Here is an 18,179-nt window from a genome sequence, read left to right on the forward strand (position 1 = left end):
AAGCGCCCCGTCTCTGCTATCGCGGTCCGATCTGCAGGAAGCCGGGAGGCGCGGGCGAACGCCCGGCCGGATACCGGGCTCAAGGATCCGGCCATCCGATGACGTCATCCACCGAACGGTCCGGGTCCTACGATCTCACCGGCAAGCGCGTCCTGGTTGCGGGGCATCGGGGCATGGTGGGTGCGGCGCTGGTGCGCCGGCTCGCCTCGGAGAACTGCACCATCCTGACCCTTGGGCGGGACAATGTCGATCTGCGGCGCCAGGCCGAGGTCGAGGCCTGGATGGCGGCGGAGCGGCCGCAGGCCCTGATCCTGGCCGCCGCCAAGGTCGGCGGGATCGTGGCCAACGACACCTATCCGGCCGACTTCCTCTACGACAACCTCATGATCGAGGCCAACCTGATCCAGAGCGCCCATGCGGTCGGCGTCGAGAAGCTGCTCTTCCTCGGCTCCTCCTGCATCTATCCGAAGATGGCGGCCCAGCCGATGACCGAGGACGCGCTCCTCACCGGGCCCCTCGAGCCGACCAACGAATGGTACGCCATCGCCAAGATCGCCGGGTTGAAGCTGTGCCAGGCCTATCGCCGCCAGCACGGGGCCGACTTCATCTCGGCCATGCCGACCAACCTGTACGGGCCGGGCGACAATTACGATCCCCAGGGCAGCCACGTCCTGCCCGCCCTCCTGCGCAAGGTACACGAGGCCCGGCGCGACGCCCGCGACCGCATCACGCTCTGGGGCACCGGAACCCCGTTCCGCGAGTTCCTCCACGTCGACGATCTGGCCGATGCCTGCATCTTCCTGATGCGGTCGTATTCGGGCGACGGTCCGGTCAATGTCGGCTCGGGCCAGGAAGTCACCATTCGGGCGCTGGCCGAGACCATCGCGGACGTCCTCGACTGGCAGGGGCAACTGGACTTCGACACCACCAAGCCCGACGGCACCCCGCGCAAGCGCCTCGACACCTCCCGCCTCGAGGCCCTCGGCTGGCGGCCGCGGATCGGCCTGCGCGACGGGATCGCGGAGGCTTATGCGTGGTTCCGCCACCATCACCCCGAGGCCTGACCCGGCCGGTCCCGGGGGCGCCCCCGGCGAGCCCCGCCCGGCCCGGCCGCTCCACGCCCCTCACTCCCCTCCCGACGCCCTAAGGAGCGACGCATGTCCACGACGCAGAAAACAGCTTTGATCACGGGCGTCACAGGACAGGATGGCGGCTATCTCGCCGCCCTGCTCCTCGCGAAGGGCTACATCGTCCACGGCATCAAGCGCCGCTCGTCGTCCTTCAACACCGGACGCGTGGACCATCTCTACGACGATCCCCGCTTCGCGCGGACCGACTTCCACATGCATTACGGCGAGCTGACCGACGCCACCAACCTGATCCGCATCATGCAGGAAACCCTGCCGGACGAGGTCTACAACCTCGGTGCCCAGAGCCACGTCCAGGTCAGCTTCGAGACCCCGGAATACACCGCCAATTCCGATGCCATCGGCACCCTGCGCCTGCTGGAGGCGATCCGCATCCTGGGCCTGAGCGAGAAGACGCGCTTCTATCAGGCCTCGACGTCCGAACTCTACGGCAAGGTCCAGGAGGTGCCCCAGCGCGAGACGACCCCGTTCTATCCGCGCAGCCCCTACGCGGTGGCCAAGCTCTACGCCTACTGGATCGCGGTGAACTACCGCGAGGCCTACGGCATGCACGCCTCGAACGGCATCCTGTTCAATCACGAGAGCCCGACGCGCGGCGAGACCTTCGTCACCCGCAAGATCACCCGCGCGGTCGCGGCGATCGAGGTCGGCCGTCAGCCGACGCTGTATCTCGGCAACCTCGATGCCATGCGCGACTGGGGCCATGCCCGCGACTACGTCGCGGGCATGTGGCGCATCCTCCAGCAGGAGGTGCCGGACGATTACGTGCTGGCCACCGGCGAGATGCACTCGGTGCGCGAATTCGTCGAGCGCTCCTTCGCGGTGGTCGGCCGGACGCTGGTCTGGAGCGGGGAAGGCGTTGACGAGCAGGGCCTCGACGCCAAGACCGGTCAGGTGCTGGTCAAGATCGATCCGGTGTATTTTCGGCCGACGGAGGTCGACCAGCTTTTGGGCGACCCCACCAAGGCCCGCGAGAAGCTCGGCTGGACCCACACCGTCACCTTCCCGGACCTCGTCGACGAGATGGTGCGCGCCGACCTCGCCGCCGCCCAGGCCAACCACTGAGGGACGACGTCCCGATCCTGCTTGTCCAACGCGAAACGCCCTCCTGTCCGATCGGACGGGAGGGCGTTTCGCTGATGGTCGACCGGGCTTGGAGACGACCGGGCTTGGAACGGTCATCCGGCGGCGAATCAGTCGATGGCGCGGGCCACCGGGCAGGCCGAGCGGATCGTCTCCGGCAGAGCCGTGTAGTCGGAATACCCGGCCTCGCGCGCCATCGCGTCCAGGGCAGAACTCGCGTCGAGAGCACTGCCGGTCCAGAGAACGGCGCCATTGGTCTGCTGACGGACCTCGAAGATGCTCATGATTGGTTAACCCTCGCGAAGGAAAGGTCTATCCCTCTCTCAACGTGATGCGTGGCGAAAAGTTGCAGGGTTTCTTGCTCCCCGACCGCTCGTCGGTGCCGCGATCGGCCGTGCCCGGGGATACGCCATGAAAACGCCGGCCTCCTGCACCAGACATCGGCCTCCCGTCGTCGCCGAGCGAGTCATGCAGCCCCTTCGCTCCCCGATGTGCGGTCCCGGATCCCGCTTCGCCATCGCTCTCGCCGCTTCCCTCATGGCTGGCGCGTTCGCGACAGGTGGCAGGGCCTGGGCCGCCGAGCCCGCCTCCGTGCCGGAGCCCGCCGCGGTGGCGCCGGCCGTCACGGTGGTCGCAGCCGTGGAGCGCGCGGTGATCGAGCGTGCGGTGGTCACCGGAACCCTGGTGCCCCGCGACGAAATCCTGGTGGCTCCGGAGATCGAGGGCACCCGCATCACCGAATTGCTGGTGGAGGAGGGCGCGCAGGTCGCGCGCGGCCAGCCCCTGGCCCGCCTCTCCCTCGAGATGATCGTGACCCAGGAAGCCGCCAATGTCGCCACCCTGGCCAAGGCGCAGGCCGCGATCATCCAGGCCCGCAGCCAGATCGTTCAGGCCGAGGCCGCGCAGGTGGAGGCGAACCTGGCGCTCGAGCGCACCCGCAGCCTCGTCCGCACCGGCAACGCCACCGCCGTGACCTTGGAACAGCGCATCTCGACCGCACAGGGCAACGAGGGCCGTCTCGCCGCCGCCCGCGGCGGCCTTCAGCTCGCCCAGGCCGATCTCGAAACCGCGCGGGCGCAGGGCGCCGAGATCGCCCTGCGCCGCGCCCGCACCGAGATCCGGGCCCCCGAGGCGGGGATCGTCAGCCGGCGCACCGCGCGGGTCGGTGCCACCGCCACGGCGGCCGGTGAGCCGATGTTCCGGCTGATCGCCCGCGGCGAGATCGAGCTTGAGGGAGAGATTCCCGAGGTCTGGATGCCGCGCCTGCATGTGGGCGACCCGGTCCAGCTCGATTGGGACGAGGGCCGGACCCTGCGGGGCCGCGTCCGCCGCATCGATCCGGAGATCGACCGCGCCACCCGCCTCGGCCGCGTCCGCATCAGCCTCGATCCCGACCCCACCCTGCGCATCGGCGCCTTCGCGCGCGGCAAGGTCGAGGTCGCCCGCCGAACCGGCGTCGCGGTGCCGCTCTCCGCCGTGCTCTACGCCGCCGATGGTGCCGCGAGCGTCTTCGTGGTGGCGAAAGACCACGTCGAAGCGCGCCGCATCGTTCCGGGCCTCGCGGCAGAGGGCTTCATGGAGATCCGCTCCGGCGTGCAGGCGGACGAGGCGGTAGTGGCCCGCGCCAGCAGCTTCCTGCGCGACGGGGATCGCGTCCGGGCCGTCGTCCCGCCCCTGAAGGCGGCCGATGCCGCTCCCCGCTGATCGGACCATCCCATGCGGTTGAACATCTCGGCCTGGGCGATCCGCAAACCGATCCCCTCGCTCGTCCTCTTCCTGGTGCTGGTCGTCCTCGGGCTGGTCAGCTTCCGCGCCCTGCCGATCACGCGCTTCCCCAACATCGACATCCCGATCGTGTCGGTCCAGGTCCTGCAATCGGGGGCGGCCCCGTCCGAGCTGCAGACCCAGGTCACCAAGGTGGTCGAGGACGCGGTGGCGGGGGTGAAGGGCGTCAAGCACGTCATCTCGACGATCTCGGAAGGCGTCTCCAGCACCACCATCGAGTTCCGCCTGGAGGTGAACAGCGACCGGGCGGTCAACGACGTCAAGGACGCCCTCTCGAAGGTCCGGGTGAACCTGCCCCGCACCATCGAGGAGCCGATCATCAACCGCGTCGAGATCGCGGGCCTTCCCATCATGATCTACGGCGCCTCGGCGCCCGCGATGACCCCGGAGGACCTGTCCTGGCTCATCGACGACGTCATCGCCAGGCAAGTCCAGAGCGTGAAGGGCGTCGGCGGCGTCGAGCGCCTCGGCGGCGTCGCCCGCGAGGTCCGCGTGACCCTGAAGCCCGACCGCCTGCTGGCCCTCGGCATCACGGCGGCCGACGTCAATCGGCAACTGCGCCTCACCGCCGCCGACATGGCCGGCGGGCGTGGCGAACTCGGTGGCCAGGAGCAGTCGATCCGGACCCTGGCGGGTGCCGCCAGCCTCGACACCCTGGCGGAGACCTCGATCATCGTGCCGGGCGGCCGCAAGGTGCGCCTCGACGAACTCGCCACCCTGGTCGACGGCTCGGAGGAGCCCCGCACCTTCGCCCGCTTCAACGGCGAGCCGGTCGTCGCCTTCGCGATCTCGCGCTCCACCGGCGCCAGCGACGCCGAGGTCGCGGTCGGCGTGGCCAAGCGCATCGCGGAACTAGGGAGCCGCTACCCGGGCGTGCGCTTCGACCTGATCGACACCTCCGTCATCAACACGGTGGGCAATTACCACTCGGCGATGCTGAGCCTCGTTGAGGGCGCCGCCCTGGCGGTGATCGTGGTGTTCCTGTTCCTGCGCGACTGGCGCGCGACCCTGATCGCCTCGATCGCGCTCCCGCTCTCGGTGCTGCCGACCTTCTGGGTGATGAGTACCCTCGGTTTCTCCCTGAACGCCGTCAGCCTGCTCGCCATCACGCTGGTGACCGGCATCCTCGTCGACGATGCCATCGTGGAGATCGAGAACATCGTCCGGCACATGCGCATGGGCAAGTCGCCCTACCGCGCCGCCCTGGAAGCCGCCGACGAGATCGGGCTCGCCGTCATCGCCATCACGGCGACGATCATGGCGATCTTCGCGCCCGTCTCGTTCATGAGCGGCATCGCCGGACAGTATTTCAAGCAGTTCGGCCTCACCATCGCGGCGGCGGTGTTCATGTCGCTCCTAGTGGCGCGCCTGATCACGCCTCTGCTCGCCGCGTATTTCCTGCGCGACCACGGCCCCGACCTGACGCGGGACGGGCCCGTCATGCGCGGCTACACCCGCGTGGTCGCCTGGTCGGTGCGCCACAAGTTCATCACACTGGTGCTCGGTTTGGCCTGCTTTGCCGGGTCGATCCTGTCGACCGGGCTGCTGCCGGCGGGCTTCCTGCCGGCGGAGGACGCGGCCCGCACCATCTTCGTGGTCGAGTTGCCGCCCGGCGCGCGCCTCGCCGACACCACGCGGGTCACCGACAGCCTGGTGGAACGCATCCGCGCCCTGCCGGAGGTACGCAGCGTCTTCATCGACGGCGGCCGCCAATTGCCGGGGAAGAAGGAGGTGCGGCTCGCCACCTTCACCATCAATCTCACCCCGAAGAACACCCGCCACCGCACCCAGAAGCAGGTCGATACCGCCGTGCGGGCGATCCTGCACGAGGAGCCCGACATCCGGTTCTGGGCCCTGCGCGAGGGCGGCCAGCGCGACGTCACCCTGATCGTTTCCGGCCCGGACAAGACCGTGGTGGCCGATACGGCGGCCAAGCTTCAGCGCGAGGCGGCGCGCGTTCCCCACCTCGTCAACGTGCTCTCGACGGCGCCCCTCGACCGCACCGAGATCCGCATCCGCCCGAAGCCCGGCGTCGCGGCCGAACTCGGCGTCTCCACCGATCTCATCGCCGAGACCGTGCGGGTGGGCACCATCGGCGACATCGGTGCGAATCTCGCCAAGTTCAACACCATCGACCGGCAGGTGCCGATCCGCGTGCAACTGCCCGAACGCCTGCGCGGCGACCTCTCGCAGCTCGAAACCCTCAAGGTCCCGGTGAAGGGCGGGGGGGCGGTGCCGCTCTCCACGGTGGCGGATCTCAGCCTCGGGCGCGGCCCCACCGCGATCGACCGCTACGACCGCGCCATCCGGGTGGCGCTGGAAGCCGACATGGAGGGGTCCGATGCCCTGGGCTCGCTCATTGCCGCGATCCTCGACCTTCCCACCGCGAAGGACCTTCCGCCCGGCGTGACCATCCGGCAGACCGGCGACGCCGAAGTGATGGGCGAGGTGTTCGAAGGCTTTGCCCTCGCCATGGGCGCCGGCCTGATGATGGTGTTCGGCGTGCTCGTGCTGCTGTTCGGCAACTTCCTGCAGCCGCTGACCATCCTGTTCTCGCTGCCGCTCTCCATCGGCGGCGCCATCCTGGGCCTGCTGATCTTCAACAAGCCGATCTCGATGCCGGTGGTGATCGGCATCCTCATGCTGATGGGCGTGGTGACCAAGAACGCCATCATGCTGGTGGACTTCGCCGTCGAGGAGATGGCACGCGGGGTCGACCGCGTCACCGCGATCGTCGATGCGGGCCGCAAGCGCGCCCGGCCGATCGTGATGACCACCATCGCGATGGCGGCCGGCATGGTGCCCTCAGCCATGGCGCTCGGCATCGGTGGCGAGTTCCGGGCGCCGATGGCGATCGCGGTGATCGGTGGCCTCATCGTCTCCACCGGCCTGTCGCTGATCTTCGTGCCGGCGATCTTCATCCTGGTGGACGACCTGTCGCGCCTGTTCGTGCGTGTCTTCGGCCGCTTCATCGGCGCGGTGGACGAGCCGACGGAAGGCGCCTTCGCGCTGCCGTCAACGCCCTCGGCCAACGACCCGAAGCCGTTCCAGCCCCGCATCGCGGCGGAGTAGGGCGAAGCCAGCGACGCCGGGATGGCCCTTGAACGAAAACGCCCGGACCTCTCGGCCCGGGCGTTTTCGTCAGTGTCGCGAAGAGGTTCGCTGCCGCGAACCCAAAAGCTTCAGCCCTCGGTGCGGGCCGCGAGGCGGCTTGCGGCGAAGCAGAGGCCGCCGGCGACGATGAACAGCACCACGAAGGTCTTCACAGTGGCGTAGAACAGGGCCGGCTCGATGCCCGCATCCGTATACAGCACGGCGCCGATGGCGGTGATCGGCAGGAGCAGGAGAATCAGGAGGGGGGTCAGCGGGCTGTTCATGCGGGTCTCTCAACCTCTGTCGGACCCGGTTCACCGGACCGTGTGGCGTTCACTGCCTTCCCCATAGCATCGCGGGGCAGTGCGCGCCAAGATCGTCTGGCCAAGCTCCTGCGGGACCGAGACGCTACGGCACGAACGAAGAAGCCCGGTCAGGCGGGAATTCGCACGGTCGCGCGCAGGCCGCCGAGCGGACTGTCGTGCAGGGCGACGTCTCCGCCATGGGCGCGGGCGATGTCGCGGGCGATGGAGAGGCCGAGCCCGGACCCGCCGGCATCCTGGCGCGCGTCGTCGAGGCGCACGAAGGGCTTGAACACCTCCTCCCGCTGATCGGCGGGAATGCCCGGTCCGTCATCGTCGATGGAGACCAGAAAGGCGCGGTGCTCGCGCCGGCCCGTGATCAGCACGGTGTCGCCGTAGCGGGCTGCGTTGGCGGCGAGGTTGAACAGGCAGCGCCGCATCGCGTCCGGCCGAAGTGTCACGTGGAGGGACGTCACGTCCGGGTGATGGTCCATTTCCACCGCGTCCACATGGGCGCCGAGGCGCTCCACATCGGTGCGCAGGTCCTCCAGCAGGGCGCGCATGTCGGTCGGCACCGCCGCCTCGCCCGAATCGCCGCGCGCGAAGGCGAGATAGGCCTCCAGCATCCGGCTCATCTCATCGACGTCGCGCTGCAGATCCTCGACCTCCGGGGTCTGCTCGACCAGCGCGAGGGAGAGCTTGAAGCGCGTGATGATGGTGCGCAGGTCGTGGCTGACCCCGTTGAGCATGGTCGTGCGCTGCTCCATCGCCCGCTCGATGCGTCGCTTCATCTCGATGAAGGCATGGCCCGCCTGACGGACCTCGCGGGCGCCGCGCGGCCGGAACTCGATCTCACGCCCCTTGCCGAAGCTCTCGGCCACGGCGGCGAGACGCAGGATCGGCTTGATCTGGTTGCGCAGAAACAGGATGGCGACGCCGAGCAGCACCAGCGACGATCCGCTCATCCACAGCAGGAAGATGTGCGAATTCGAGGCATAGGCCATGCTGCGCCGGGCGGTGACGCGCATCACCCCGTCGGGGATCGCCACCCGGATCTCGATGAGGCTGGAGCGGCCCACCGTATCGATCCAGTAGGGCCGGCGGATCTGGCGCCGGATCTCGTCGGAGAGGGCTTCGTCGAGGATCGAGAAGAACGGGCGCGGCCCCGCCGGCGGGAGCTTGGCCCCTTTCAGGATGTCGACGTCGAGGTTGAGCCGGTCGTTGGCGATCCGGGTCAGGGTCTCGGAATCCTTGTCCTGCGGATAGCTCTCGTAGATGTCGATCAGCGCGGCGACGTCGGCCGTGACGGCGGCGGAGAGACGCCGCGTCACGAGCTGCCAGTGCCGCTCCATGAAGGTGTAGGCGATCACCGATTGGAGCAGCACCACGGGCGCGATGATGATGATCAGGGAGCGGGCATAGAGCCCCTTGGGCAGCACGTCGCCGATGGCGCGGCTGAGCAGCCGCCACAGGCGGGCCGGGCGGGGCAGGGCGGCGAGACGGGTCGCGGTGCGCTGCAGGAGGCCGGAGGCGGCCATGCGGATCAGTCGATTGCGAGGCGGTAACCGACGCCCCGCACCGTCTGCAGGAACAAGGGATTGGTCGGATCGACCTCGGTCTTCCGGCGCAGACGGTTGATCTGCACATCGATGCTGCGTTCGGCGGCGAGGCCCCCGCTCCCGGCCAGCGCCTCACGCTCCACGTTGGCCCCACCGGCCTGCGCCAGGATGGTCAGGATTTCCCGCTCCCGCTCGGTGATGCGGATGGTCTCGTCCTCGCGGCGCAGCTCGCCCCGGTCGATGCGATAGGAGAACGGGCCGAAGGTCACGGTGTCGTGCCCCCGGGCCCGGCCGCCATCGTCGCTGCGCCGCTTGATGATGTTGGACAGGCGCAGGATCAGTTCGCGCGGCTCGAAAGGCTTGGGCAGATAGTCGTCGGCACCGATCTCGAGACCCATCACCCGGTCGTTGGGGTTCGAGCGGGCGGTCAGCATCAGGATGGGGACGCGCGAGGTCTGGCGCACTTCGCGGGCATAGTCGAAGCCGCTCTCACCCGGCATCATCACGTCGAGCACCAGGGCGTCGAAGACGAAGCACTGTGCCTTGATCCGGGCCTCCGGGACGTTGCCGGCGGACGTCACCCGAAATCCCTGTTCGTAGAGGAAACGGGACAGCAGCTCGCGCACGCGGCGGTCGTCGTCGACCACCAGGATGTGCGGCGCATGGTCGGGCAGTTCGCTGCCCAGGCGCGGGCTGGGCGCGGCCATCAGGCGGCGCTCCGGGTGCGGCGCGCCATGAGGCGCCGGACGGCCGCGCGCGCGTCGGGTTCGATCATGCCGAACAGGAAGCTTTCGGCCGAGAGCGGCCGCTCGCCGCCATGCTCGGAATCCGTCAGCGCCCGTGCCACCCGGCGGCTCTGCAGCCGGATGAGATCGCCCGCGAGGTCGGCACCGGCGGCGGTGCAGAACAGAAGGCGTTGGCGGCGATCGTTCGTGCCGGTCTTCTGCGCGATGTAGCCCTGCTCGATCAAATCCTTCAGCACCCGATTGAGGCTCTGCTTGGTGATGCGCAGGATATCCAGAAGTTCGGCGATCGTAAGACCCGGATAGCGATCGACGAAATGCAGCACGCGATGGTGCGCCCGCCCGAAGCCATACTGGGCCAGGATGCGGTCGGGATCACCGACAAAATCCCGGTAGGCAAAGAACAGGAGCTCGATCAGATCGTCACCGGAGCCGGGGGTCGGCAGCGGCGCATCGGGATCGGCGTCTCGCATCACGGGGGCACTCACGTCGGGGGCGACCTCGATTTATGTCAGTGATGTTGACATGTTCCAGCCCCCCGATGACCCGTCAAGTCTCCTGGTCGGGAACGGCATCGGCTGGATCCGTCAAGCGATTCCGGCCGGCGTCCCGCGTTGGCCGAACCAGCCTCGGCCGGACAGCACCGCATCAGCGTGTGGAACCCTGCACCGAGACCTGGGACACTTGCCTGGGACACTTGCCTGGGACACGGCGATCCGCAGCGCGAGACCGCTGGAACCCGTCTGCGATCGCCGCGTTCACAAGAACATTTCGTGAACTCGAGGAACACACCATGGCCAAGACCCAGCATGCCGAGTCGGACACCAACCCGAAGACCGACCCGAAGGACACCTCCAATCAGATCAAGGATCCGAGCCAGTGGACCACCGGCGGCGAGCCGATGACCGGCGCGCAGGCCTCCTATCTCAAGACCCTGTCGGAAGAGGCGAAGTCGCCGGACTCGTTCGATCCGGACCTCGACAAGGCCGAAGCCTCGCAGCGGATCGATGCGCTGCGGAAGGAATCCGGCAAGGCCTGACGGGCGCCGACCCGAGCCTCCCCAGGACGGACCGGGCCGTCGCGGGCATCGCCCCGACGACCCGGTGCCAGCCGAAGACCCGGTGCCAGCCGAAAATTTCGCCACCGGCAAAATCTTCCGAAAGGATTTTTCGGAATTTACCTCCGGGCTCGCCCATCAGCTTAAGGCCTCCGCAAGAAAGACCCTTTACCCATCAGCCGGCTAGGCCAGACGAAAGACACGATGCGACCATGACCGATCTGGTATCCAAACGATCCAGCCTGCGGTCACGGACTGCCAATTCCGCTCTCGTCGGACGATTCCTCAAGAACACGACCGGTTCGACGGCGATTGAGTACGGCCTGATCATGGGCCTGGTCTTCCTCGCGATCGTGACGGCGATCCATTACATGGCCGACCAGACCGCTGCGATGTACACCTATATCGGCAGCAAGCTCGTGAGCTCGTCGTCCTGATCCCGCCGACCGGCCCTCAGCGCCGGCCCGTACCCCCTTTTGGCGTGGGTCTGGAGGAATCTCCGGAAACGGCGTTATCATGGGGCGGCGAATTATCGGCGGCTTTCTTCGGCGCCTGCCAGAACGTGTCGAACAGGCGTTGCATGGCCCGCGCGTTTTCCTGCTGCACCTCCAGGCCGGTCTGAAACATCTGCTGCATCAGATCGAAGCCTGCATCTGCGCCAGCCTTGCCCTCTGCGTCGGCCGGGGCCTTCGCGGAGGTTTTCCCCGAAGTCGTCGTTGAGGTCGCAGCTGTCGGAATGCGTGCCGGAGCCGGACGAAGTGGCGTCCGAGGTGCGGGCGCAGCGCTCGCGCCCGGACCACCGCCCGTCAGAAAGGCCTGCATCATGTCCGACCAGGCATTGGGCGAAAATCCGAACGGATCGGGCATCGCACGGGGCGCCGGCGCGGGCTGCGGCGCCTGATTGATCATCACGTGGACGATGCCCGCCACCACCATGCCGGCCATGACGGGCAGCATCTGCTTCAGGGCCGGCATCGCCACCCCGCTCACGGTCGCCGCCTGCTGAAGCACCGCCTGGCTGAGATGGGGCGACCCGAAGAGCTGCTTGACCAGCATGTCCATCTGCGACGGCGGCGGCGGCGCGGCAGGGCCGACGAGGTTGAACATCTGGGCGAAGCCCATCGGGTCCTGGGCCGCATTGCGCTGCAACCCCATGGTCAGGGCCGGCAGAAGGGCCTGCATGGCGCGCAGACCCTGTTCCTGCGACAGTCCGAATTGGGGCCCGAAGCTCTGCAGGCCGCCCCCCGGAAACCCGAACCCTGGAATCGCCGAGCCCTGAGCCTGGGCGCCCGCCTGCGCCTGGAGAATGTCGAACAGGTTGAACATGGCGGCCTCGCGGACGAACACAGACGATCCCGGGCGACGATCCGGGAATGTCCCATGGAGCGGGACTCTCCGATGGAGTCTGTCGCATCCGGCCAGCACTGACCAGCCCGGACGCCTCATCGCCGCCCGATTCCGGGGCGACGGGGGCGGACATCAACCTGTTTGTGACCCCGGATCCGCCGATGCGCTTCGCCGCGCCCCTGATCGAGGCGCGCCTCGTGCGTCGCTACAAGCGTTTTCTGGCCGACATGGCGCTGGAGGACGGGCGCATCGTCACGGCCCACTGCGCCAATCCGGGAGCGATGCTGGGCCTCACGGCTCCGGGCGCGCGGGTCCTGCTCTCCGAGGCCCACAGCCCGACACGCAAGCTCGCCTACTCGTGGGAGCTGGTGGAGGCGGACCTGCCGGGCGGGCCGCAATGGGTCGGCATCAACACGATGCGGCCGAACGCCCTGGTGGCGGAGGCGTTCGCCGACGGGACCCTGCCGCCGCTTGCCGGCTACACGGCGCTGCGCCCGGAAGTCCGCTACGGCCGCGCGAGCCGGGTCGACTTCCTGGCCTCCGGGGAGAGCCCCACCGGTGCTCCTGTTCCGGCTTGCCACGTTGAGGTGAAGAACTGCCACCTCATGCGGGTGCCGGGCCTGGCGGAGTTTCCGGATTGCGTCGCGGCCCGGAGCGCCCGACACATGGCCGAGCTGGCCGCCGTGGTGGAGGCCGGAGGCCGAGCCATGGTCATCATCGTGGTGCAGATGTGGGCCGAGCGTTTCGACACCGCACGCGACCTCGATCCGGCCTTCGACCGCGCCTTCCAGGCCGCCCGTGCGGCGGGTGTCGCCGTCCATGCCCATCGCTGCCGGATCGACCCGGCCGGCATCACCGTGGCTGATGCCATTCCGGTGCTGTAGCGCGGCGCATCCGGGCAAAAGGCCCTGCCGTCAGGGCGTGCGCTCGAAGATGAGGTTCAGGCGGGTCTGGGCGATCCGGCGGTAGCCGTGCTGTTCCAGCAGGGCGGGCAAGTCGATCTGCCACTGGTCGATGCCGTTCTCGACGATGAGCAGCCCGGGATGGAGCGAGGCCGGGGCGGCGCGCAGGAACGGCTCGAGGATCAGATCCTCCGCCCCCTCGACGTCGAGCTTCATGGCATCGATGCGCTCGATGCCCTCGCCGCGGGCGAGGTCCAGCAGGGGCAGAGCCGGGACGCGGATCTGAGCGCCCTCGTTGGTGCCGACGATCTTCAGGCTCGATTCGCCCCGGTTGCGCGGATCCACGAACAGGGTCAACTCGCCGGCCTTGTCGGCGACGGCGCAGGCCACGGCCTTGACCGTCCCGAACGGGTTCTGACCGATGTTGTAGGTCAGGCGGTCGAACACGTCGGGCTGGGGCTCGACGGCGAGGATGCGGGCGCGCGGCCCCGCGAAGGCGGCCACGAACAGCGCATAGGCGCCGATATTCGCCCCGATATCCAGGAAGGTGCAGCCCGGCTGCAGCTTCGCACGCAGACAATCCCGCTCCTCCGGATCGAAGAATTGCGGCGTGAAGAGCACCTTCTTCTCGCAGTTGTTGTTGTAGGGGTAGAGCCGCATGCGGGCGCCATAGCGCTCGACATCGAGAGGCGCCCCGCGGAGCAGGCCGATCGCCACGCGGCGGAGGAACAAGGCGAGGCGCCGACCCGCCCAGCTGCCATAGGAAAGCCGGCCCGTCCGCCGGGCAATGCCCGCGACGAGGCCGGTGGGAGCGTAGGTGCCGAAGGGCTGGGAGTCTTTCATTGCGCCTGCTGATGCCAGCGCAGGAGCACGGCGGCAAGCGGACGACGCCCGCGGCGCGGCGAACGGCACCTGTGGCAGCGCCCTAGGAGGTCGCAGCGATGCGACGGACACGAGGCGTGATCAAGGCTCATCGCTGCGAGACTGAACCGATTCATCTCAACCGACGTGCGATCCATCGAGCTGAGGCCAGTCGCAACCTGTTCCATTGTGGCAACACCACGACCCAAACCGCGGCGCGCAGGTCTAATCTGCCTCAAAAGTAGGCGGATGCACAAAGGATAGCTTTGCCGCGACGCAGGTACTTTGAGACGTTCAATGCAACATCGATCCCGCCTCAGAGTTCCCCAATGACCATCAAGCAACCGCTCCTTGCTCTTACGGCCATCCTTCTCTCCTCGGTGTGTGCCTACGCCGCCGATCTGAGGGTGCCCGTAGCTCCGGCTCCGATCCCGGCGTCCTGCAAGGCTGAGATCACCTTCCCGGCCTATGGCGGCATCATCAAGCAGAACCCGAACCCAGCCTGCCTGACCATCGGCGGCTTCGGCGACATCTATGTCGGCGGCGCGGTGACCGGTTACTTCTACACGCAGCCGAACCAGTACACGTTCTCGCCCGCGCCTCTGCCGAGCGATCGCGCCGGCCGCGTCGACGTCTCGAACCTGATGGGCTTCATCCAGAAGGCTGACGGGCCGTTCCAGTTCTATGCCGCCTTCGGTGCCTACTCGATCCCGGGTCTCGGTCTGCCGATCTACGGCACCTTCGATCAGACCGATCTGCTGTACTCTCCCGCCCCGATCGTGTTCGGCAAGTACGTGATCAACGACAACTGGTCGGTCCAGGGCGGCCGCATGCCGACCCTGATCGGCTCCGAGCTGCCGTTCACCTTCCAGAACCTGAACATCTCGCGCGGCCTCCTCTTCAACCAGGAGAACGTGATCAACCAGGGCGTGCAGGTGAACTACTCGGACGGTCCGTGGGCGGCATCGTTCGCTGCCACGGACGGCTTCTATTCGGGTGAGATCAACTGGGTCACGGGTGCGATCACCTACAAGATCGACGCCGCCAACACGGTCGGCATCAACGGCGGCACCCACTTTTCCACCTACACCAACTTCGACTTCGTCAACCCCTTCGGCCGCCGCGGCCTGCGCTACCAGTACGCCACCCCGGCGGCTCTGCAGAACAGCAGCATCATCAGCGCCAACTACACCTATGCCGACGGTCCGTGGATCGTGACGCCCTACGTCCAATACACCAACGTCGAGAGCAGCGTGGTGCTCGGCCTCGCCGGTGCCGAGACGATCGGCGGCGCACTTCTCGCCAGCTACGCCTTCACCGACAACTTCGCCCTGGCCGGCCGCGTCGAGTACATCAGCCAGAGCGGCAACCGTGGAAACCCGTTTGGGCAGACGTCGGTCCTCTACGGTGCCGGCAGCTCGGCCTTCTCCTTCACCGTCACCCCGACCTTCACCTTCGACCGCTACTTTGTCCGCGGTGAGTTCTCGACGGTCCAGCTCTACGACATCACCCCCGGCCTCGGCTTCGGCCGCAGCGGCCTGAAGACCTCGCAGGAGCGCTACATGCTCGAGACCGGTATCACTTTCTGATCCTCGCGATCCGACCGGTCTGACGAAAAGCGGCGGCAGGGGAAACCTGCCGCCGCTTTCTGTTTGAACGAGGCGGTCCGGCAGAGACATCTGCCGTTGAGATTTTCCGGCGAGCAGCATCGCGGGGCTTTCGTCAGGGCGCCGCACGGTCCAAGGAGGCAGGCACCATGCCCCGACCGATAAGGCCCGAGCCCATGCAGAGCTTCGATTCCGATGGTGTCGCGATCGCGTATATCGACGTGCCGGCCGAGGGCGGCACCGGCGATCCGGTGTTGCTGATCCACGGCTTCGCCTCGAATCATGCGGTGAACTGGGTCAATACCCTGTGGGTACGGACGCTGACCCAGGCCGGCTACCGCACCATCGCGTTCGACAACCGCGGCCATGGCGAGAGCCAGAAGCTCTACGACCCGGATCTCTACGGGGCCGACCTCATGGCCCAGGACGCGCGCCGCCTGCTCGACCATCTCGGCGTCGCCCGCGCCGACGTGATGGGCTACTCGATGGGTGCGCGCATCGCCGCCTTCCTCGCCCTCGACGCGCCGGAGCGGGTGCGCTCGCTGTTGCTGGGCGGTCTCGGCCTCCACCTAGTCGAGGGCAGGGGGCTTCCGGACGGCATCGCCGAAGCCCTGGAGGCGGAGCCCGGTGCGCCGGCCCCGAACCCGACCGCCGCCGCCTTTCGGACCTTCGCCGAGCAGACGAAGAGCGACCTGCGCGCCCTGGCCGCCTGCATGCGCGGCTCGCGCCAAGCCCTATCGCGGGCCGAGGTCGCGGAGATCCGCGCGCCGACCCTGGTCACCACCGGCACCCTCGATACGGTCTCGGGTTCCGGCCCGGCTCTGGTCGCTCTCCTGCCGAACGCCACCGCGCTCGAACTGCAGAACCGCGATCACAGTACGGCGGTGGGTGACCGGGGCCATCGGGCCGGCGTCCTCGATTTTCTCAAGCAGCGGCCCTGACCGGGTGCCGCCGGACCTCAGCTCTTGAGGCGATAGCCGGTCCGGAAGATCCAGGTCACGCCCGCGAGGCACAGGGCCAGGAAGACCAGCGCCATGGTGAAGCTGACGCCGACGCCGACATCCGAGGTGCCGAAGAACGACCAGCGGAAGCCGCTGATCAGGTAGACCACCGGATTGGCGAGGCTCACCGCCCGCCAGAACGGCGGCAGCATCTCGATGGCGTAGAAGCTGCCGCCCAGGAAGGTCAGCGGGGTGACGATGAGGAGTGGCACCAACTGCAGCTTCTCGAAGCCGTCGGCCCAGAGGCCGATCAGAAAGCCGAACAGGCTGAAGGTCACCGCCGTCAGGAGCAGGAACAGCACCATCACGAACGGATGCTCGATGCGCAGGGGCACGAACAGGGTGGCGGTGGCAAGAATGATCAGGCCGATCAGAATCGACTTCGAGGCCGCTGCGCCGACATAGCCCAAGACGATTTCCAGCGGTGACACAGGCGCCGACAAGATTTCGTAGATCGTGCCGGCGAAGCGCGGGAAGTAGATGCCGAAGGAGGCGTTGGCGATGCTCTGCGTGAGCAGCGACAGCATCATCAGCCCGGGCACGATGAACGCCCCGTAGGCGACGCCGTCGACCGAGGCGACGCGTGAGCCGATGGCCGCCCCGAACACCACGAAGTAGAGCGAGGTGGCGATGACCGGGGCGACGATGCTCTGCAGCGCTGTGCGCCAGAAGCGGGCCATCTCGAAGCCGTAGATGGCACGGACCGCATACCAGTTCATGCGCGCTCCTTCACGAGGTCGACGAAGATTTCCTCCAGCGACGACTGGCTGGTCTGGAGATCGCGGAACCGGATGCCGGCCTGGGCCAGGTCCGCCAGCAACGCCGTGATGCCGGTGCGCTCGCCCTTGGTGTCGTAGGTGTAGACGAGGTCCTGGCCGCCCGGCTTGAGGGTGAGATCGTGGCGGGCCAGGGAGTCGGGCACCGCGGTGAGCGGTTCCTGCAGGTTCAGGGTCATCTGCTTCTTGCCGAGCTTGCGCATCAGCTCGGCCTTCTCCTCGACCAGGATGATCTGTCCCTTGCGGATCACGCCGATGCGGTCGGCCATCTCCTCGGCCTCGTCGATGTAATGCGTGGTGAGGATGATGGTGACGCCCGTATCGCGCAGGGACCGGACGAGCCGCCACATGTCCCGCCGCAATTCCACGTCGACGCCCGCCGTCGGCTCGTCGAGAAAGAGGATGCGCGGCTCGTGGCTCAGCGCCTTCGCGATGAGAACGCGCCGCTTCATCCCACCGGACAGGGTCATGATCCGGGCGTCGCGCTTCTCCCATAGGGAGAGGTCCCGCAGCACCCGCTCGATATGGGCCGGATCGGGCCTGAGGCCGTACAGGCCGCGACTGAAGCTCGTGGTGGCCCACACCGTCTCGAAGGCGTCGGTGGTGAGTTCCTGCGGCACCAGGCCGATGAGGCGGCGCGCCTTGCGGTAATCCCGGGCAATGTCGTGCCCAGCCGCCAGGATGCGCCCCTCGCTGGCGGTGACAATGCCGCAGACGGTGCTGATCAGCGTGGTCTTGCCGGCGCCGTTGGGGCCGAGAAGCGCGAAGATCTCGCCCTCGGCGATGTCGAGGCTGATGTCGTCGAGGGCCTTCAGGCCGGAGGCGTAAACCTTCGACAGGTTCTGGATCGAGATGATCGGCTGCATCGGGACTCCGCTGCGGCGTGGCGCCGGCACGATCGGGCCGGCGCTATAG

Annotated in this window: 18 protein-coding genes; 9 read left to right on the forward strand and 9 right to left on the reverse strand. The window is 67.9% G+C overall.

The window, feature by feature from the left end; translation table 11 throughout:
- Positions 1-98: 98 nt before the first annotated feature.
- Together ASF57_RS04190 and gmd are read left to right on the forward strand one after the other, a co-directional pair.
- Entirely contained in the window at positions 99-1,064 is a 966-nt protein-coding gene (locus tag ASF57_RS04190; RefSeq protein ID WP_056480420.1) for a GDP-L-fucose synthase, read from the forward strand.
- Between the two features lie 93 nt (positions 1,065-1,157).
- Positions 1,158-2,213, forward strand: a complete 1,056-nt coding sequence (gmd, locus tag ASF57_RS04195; RefSeq protein ID WP_056480426.1) for a GDP-mannose 4,6-dehydratase — start codon at positions 1,158-1,160, stop codon at positions 2,211-2,213.
- 128 nt (positions 2,214-2,341) lie between these two features.
- On the opposite strand, the gene ASF57_RS26330 is transcribed toward gmd, so the two are convergent.
- Positions 2,342-2,515, reverse strand: a complete 174-nt coding sequence (locus ASF57_RS26330; RefSeq protein ID WP_200935809.1) for a hypothetical protein — start codon at positions 2,513-2,515, stop codon at positions 2,342-2,344.
- Between the two features lie 253 nt (positions 2,516-2,768).
- On the opposite strand from ASF57_RS26330, the gene ASF57_RS04200 reads away from it, so the two are divergent.
- Positions 2,769-3,935: an efflux RND transporter periplasmic adaptor subunit gene (locus tag ASF57_RS04200; protein WP_056480522.1), complete on the forward strand. Its 1,167-nt coding sequence runs from the start codon at positions 2,769-2,771 to the stop codon at positions 3,933-3,935.
- 12 nt (positions 3,936-3,947) lie between these two features.
- Positions 3,948-7,088 carry an efflux RND transporter permease subunit gene (locus ASF57_RS04205; protein WP_056480432.1) on the forward strand — a complete coding sequence of 1,047 codons (3,141 nt, stop codon included), beginning with the start codon at positions 3,948-3,950 and terminating at the stop codon, positions 7,086-7,088.
- Positions 7,089-7,198: 110 nt separating this feature from the next.
- Here the strand turns inward: ASF57_RS04205 and ASF57_RS04210 are convergent, their stop codons facing one another.
- The 4 genes from ASF57_RS04210 to ASF57_RS04225 form a co-directional block, all read right to left on the reverse strand.
- Entirely contained in the window at positions 7,199-7,393 is a 195-nt protein-coding gene (locus tag ASF57_RS04210; protein ID WP_056480435.1) for a hypothetical protein, read from the reverse strand.
- Between the two features lie 149 nt (positions 7,394-7,542).
- Positions 7,543-8,949 (reverse strand): ATP-binding protein, encoded by a 1,407-nt coding sequence (locus ASF57_RS04215; RefSeq protein WP_056480438.1) that lies wholly within the window; start codon positions 8,947-8,949, stop codon positions 7,543-7,545.
- A 5-nt stretch (positions 8,950-8,954) separates the two neighbouring features.
- Positions 8,955-9,677, reverse strand: coding sequence for a response regulator (locus tag ASF57_RS04220; protein ID WP_056182895.1), 723 nt, complete (start codon positions 9,675-9,677; stop codon positions 8,955-8,957).
- On the reverse strand, positions 9,677-10,186 hold the full coding sequence (locus ASF57_RS04225) for a MarR family transcriptional regulator (RefSeq protein ID WP_056182898.1): 510 nt from the start codon (positions 10,184-10,186) through the stop codon (positions 9,677-9,679). The genes ASF57_RS04220 and ASF57_RS04225 overlap by 1 nt, the downstream gene beginning before the upstream one ends.
- A gap of 320 nt (positions 10,187-10,506) precedes the next feature.
- Here ASF57_RS04225 and ASF57_RS04230 point away from each other — a divergent pair, with 320 nt between their 5' ends.
- Together ASF57_RS04230 and ASF57_RS04235 are read left to right on the forward strand one after the other, a co-directional pair.
- Positions 10,507-10,752, forward strand: coding sequence for a DUF3072 domain-containing protein (locus tag ASF57_RS04230; protein WP_056182900.1), 246 nt, complete (start codon positions 10,507-10,509; stop codon positions 10,750-10,752).
- 230 nt (positions 10,753-10,982) lie between these two features.
- On the forward strand, positions 10,983-11,207 hold the full coding sequence (locus ASF57_RS04235) for a Flp family type IVb pilin (RefSeq protein WP_056480442.1): 225 nt from the start codon (positions 10,983-10,985) through the stop codon (positions 11,205-11,207).
- 16 nt (positions 11,208-11,223) lie between these two features.
- Here ASF57_RS04235 and ASF57_RS04240 read toward each other — a convergent pair whose 3' ends face one another.
- Positions 11,224-12,096 carry a DUF937 domain-containing protein gene (locus ASF57_RS04240; protein ID WP_082503676.1) on the reverse strand — a complete coding sequence of 291 codons (873 nt, stop codon included), beginning with the start codon at positions 12,094-12,096 and terminating at the stop codon, positions 11,224-11,226.
- 182 nt (positions 12,097-12,278) lie between these two features.
- Here ASF57_RS04240 and sfsA point away from each other — a divergent pair, with 182 nt between their 5' ends.
- The gene (sfsA, locus tag ASF57_RS04245; RefSeq protein ID WP_056480525.1) at positions 12,279-13,001 is read left to right on the forward strand and encodes a DNA/RNA nuclease SfsA; all 723 of its coding nucleotides are present in this window, start codon (positions 12,279-12,281) and stop codon (positions 12,999-13,001) included.
- Positions 13,002-13,031: 30 nt separating this feature from the next.
- On the opposite strand, the gene ASF57_RS04250 is transcribed toward sfsA, so the two are convergent.
- Entirely contained in the window at positions 13,032-13,862 is an 831-nt protein-coding gene (locus ASF57_RS04250) for an FkbM family methyltransferase (protein WP_056480448.1), read from the reverse strand.
- 347 nt (positions 13,863-14,209) lie between these two features.
- On the opposite strand from ASF57_RS04250, the gene ASF57_RS04255 reads away from it, so the two are divergent.
- Both ASF57_RS04255 and ASF57_RS04260 read left to right on the forward strand, forming a co-directional pair.
- Positions 14,210-15,469, forward strand: a complete 1,260-nt coding sequence (locus ASF57_RS04255) for an outer membrane beta-barrel protein (RefSeq protein ID WP_056480452.1) — start codon at positions 14,210-14,212, stop codon at positions 15,467-15,469.
- A gap of 194 nt (positions 15,470-15,663) precedes the next feature.
- A complete protein-coding gene (locus tag ASF57_RS04260) occupies positions 15,664-16,428 on the forward strand; it encodes an alpha/beta hydrolase (protein ID WP_056480454.1) in 765 nt (254 codons plus the stop codon).
- A 17-nt stretch (positions 16,429-16,445) separates the two neighbouring features.
- Here ASF57_RS04260 and ASF57_RS04265 read toward each other — a convergent pair whose 3' ends face one another.
- Positions 16,446-17,207, reverse strand: a complete 762-nt coding sequence (locus ASF57_RS04265; protein ID WP_056182918.1) for an ABC transporter permease — start codon at positions 17,205-17,207, stop codon at positions 16,446-16,448.
- On the reverse strand, positions 17,204-18,130 hold the full coding sequence (locus ASF57_RS04270; RefSeq protein ID WP_056480457.1) for an ABC transporter ATP-binding protein: 927 nt from the start codon (positions 18,128-18,130) through the stop codon (positions 17,204-17,206). The genes ASF57_RS04265 and ASF57_RS04270 overlap by 4 nt, the downstream gene beginning before the upstream one ends.
- Positions 18,131-18,179: the final 49 nt, after the last annotated feature.

Origin of the sequence: Methylobacterium sp. Leaf117, from assembly GCF_001422985.1 — a bacterium.
Taxonomy (GTDB): Bacteria; Pseudomonadota; Alphaproteobacteria; order Rhizobiales; family Beijerinckiaceae; genus Methylobacterium.

Bases quoted from the DNA above. Each gene is read 5' to 3' on its own strand.
- ASF57_RS04215 (WP_056480438.1), bottom strand. From the start codon at position 8,949: ATGGCCGCCTCCGGCCTCCTGCAGCGCACCGCGACCCGTCTCGCCGCC.
- gmd (WP_056480426.1), top strand. From the start codon at position 1,158: ATGTCCACGACGCAGAAAACAGCTTTGATCACGGGCGTCACAGGACAG.
- sfsA (WP_056480525.1), top strand. From the start codon at position 12,279: ATGCGCTTCGCCGCGCCCCTGATCGAGGCGCGCCTCGTGCGTCGCTAC.
- ASF57_RS04235 (WP_056480442.1), top strand. From the start codon at position 10,983: ATGACCGATCTGGTATCCAAACGATCCAGCCTGCGGTCACGGACTGCC.
- ASF57_RS04205 (WP_056480432.1), top strand. From the start codon at position 3,948: ATGCGGTTGAACATCTCGGCCTGGGCGATCCGCAAACCGATCCCCTCG.
- ASF57_RS04250 (WP_056480448.1), bottom strand. From the start codon at position 13,862: ATGAAAGACTCCCAGCCCTTCGGCACCTACGCTCCCACCGGCCTCGTC.
- ASF57_RS04270 (WP_056480457.1), bottom strand. From the start codon at position 18,130: ATGCAGCCGATCATCTCGATCCAGAACCTGTCGAAGGTTTACGCCTCC.
- ASF57_RS04255 (WP_056480452.1), top strand. From the start codon at position 14,210: ATGACCATCAAGCAACCGCTCCTTGCTCTTACGGCCATCCTTCTCTCC.
- ASF57_RS04210 (WP_056480435.1), bottom strand. From the start codon at position 7,393: ATGAACAGCCCGCTGACCCCCCTCCTGATTCTCCTGCTCCTGCCGATC.
- ASF57_RS04225 (WP_056182898.1), bottom strand. From the start codon at position 10,186: ATGCGAGACGCCGATCCCGATGCGCCGCTGCCGACCCCCGGCTCCGGT.
- ASF57_RS04265 (WP_056182918.1), bottom strand. From the start codon at position 17,207: ATGAACTGGTATGCGGTCCGTGCCATCTACGGCTTCGAGATGGCCCGC.
- ASF57_RS04200 (WP_056480522.1), top strand. From the start codon at position 2,769: ATGGCTGGCGCGTTCGCGACAGGTGGCAGGGCCTGGGCCGCCGAGCCC.
- ASF57_RS04230 (WP_056182900.1), top strand. From the start codon at position 10,507: ATGGCCAAGACCCAGCATGCCGAGTCGGACACCAACCCGAAGACCGAC.
- ASF57_RS04220 (WP_056182895.1), bottom strand. From the start codon at position 9,677: ATGGCCGCGCCCAGCCCGCGCCTGGGCAGCGAACTGCCCGACCATGCG.
- ASF57_RS04260 (WP_056480454.1), top strand. From the start codon at position 15,664: ATGCAGAGCTTCGATTCCGATGGTGTCGCGATCGCGTATATCGACGTG.
- ASF57_RS26330 (WP_200935809.1), bottom strand. From the start codon at position 2,515: ATGAGCATCTTCGAGGTCCGTCAGCAGACCAATGGCGCCGTTCTCTGG.
- ASF57_RS04190 (WP_056480420.1), top strand. From the start codon at position 99: ATGACGTCATCCACCGAACGGTCCGGGTCCTACGATCTCACCGGCAAG.
- ASF57_RS04240 (WP_082503676.1), bottom strand. From the start codon at position 12,096: ATGTTCAACCTGTTCGACATTCTCCAGGCGCAGGCGGGCGCCCAGGCT.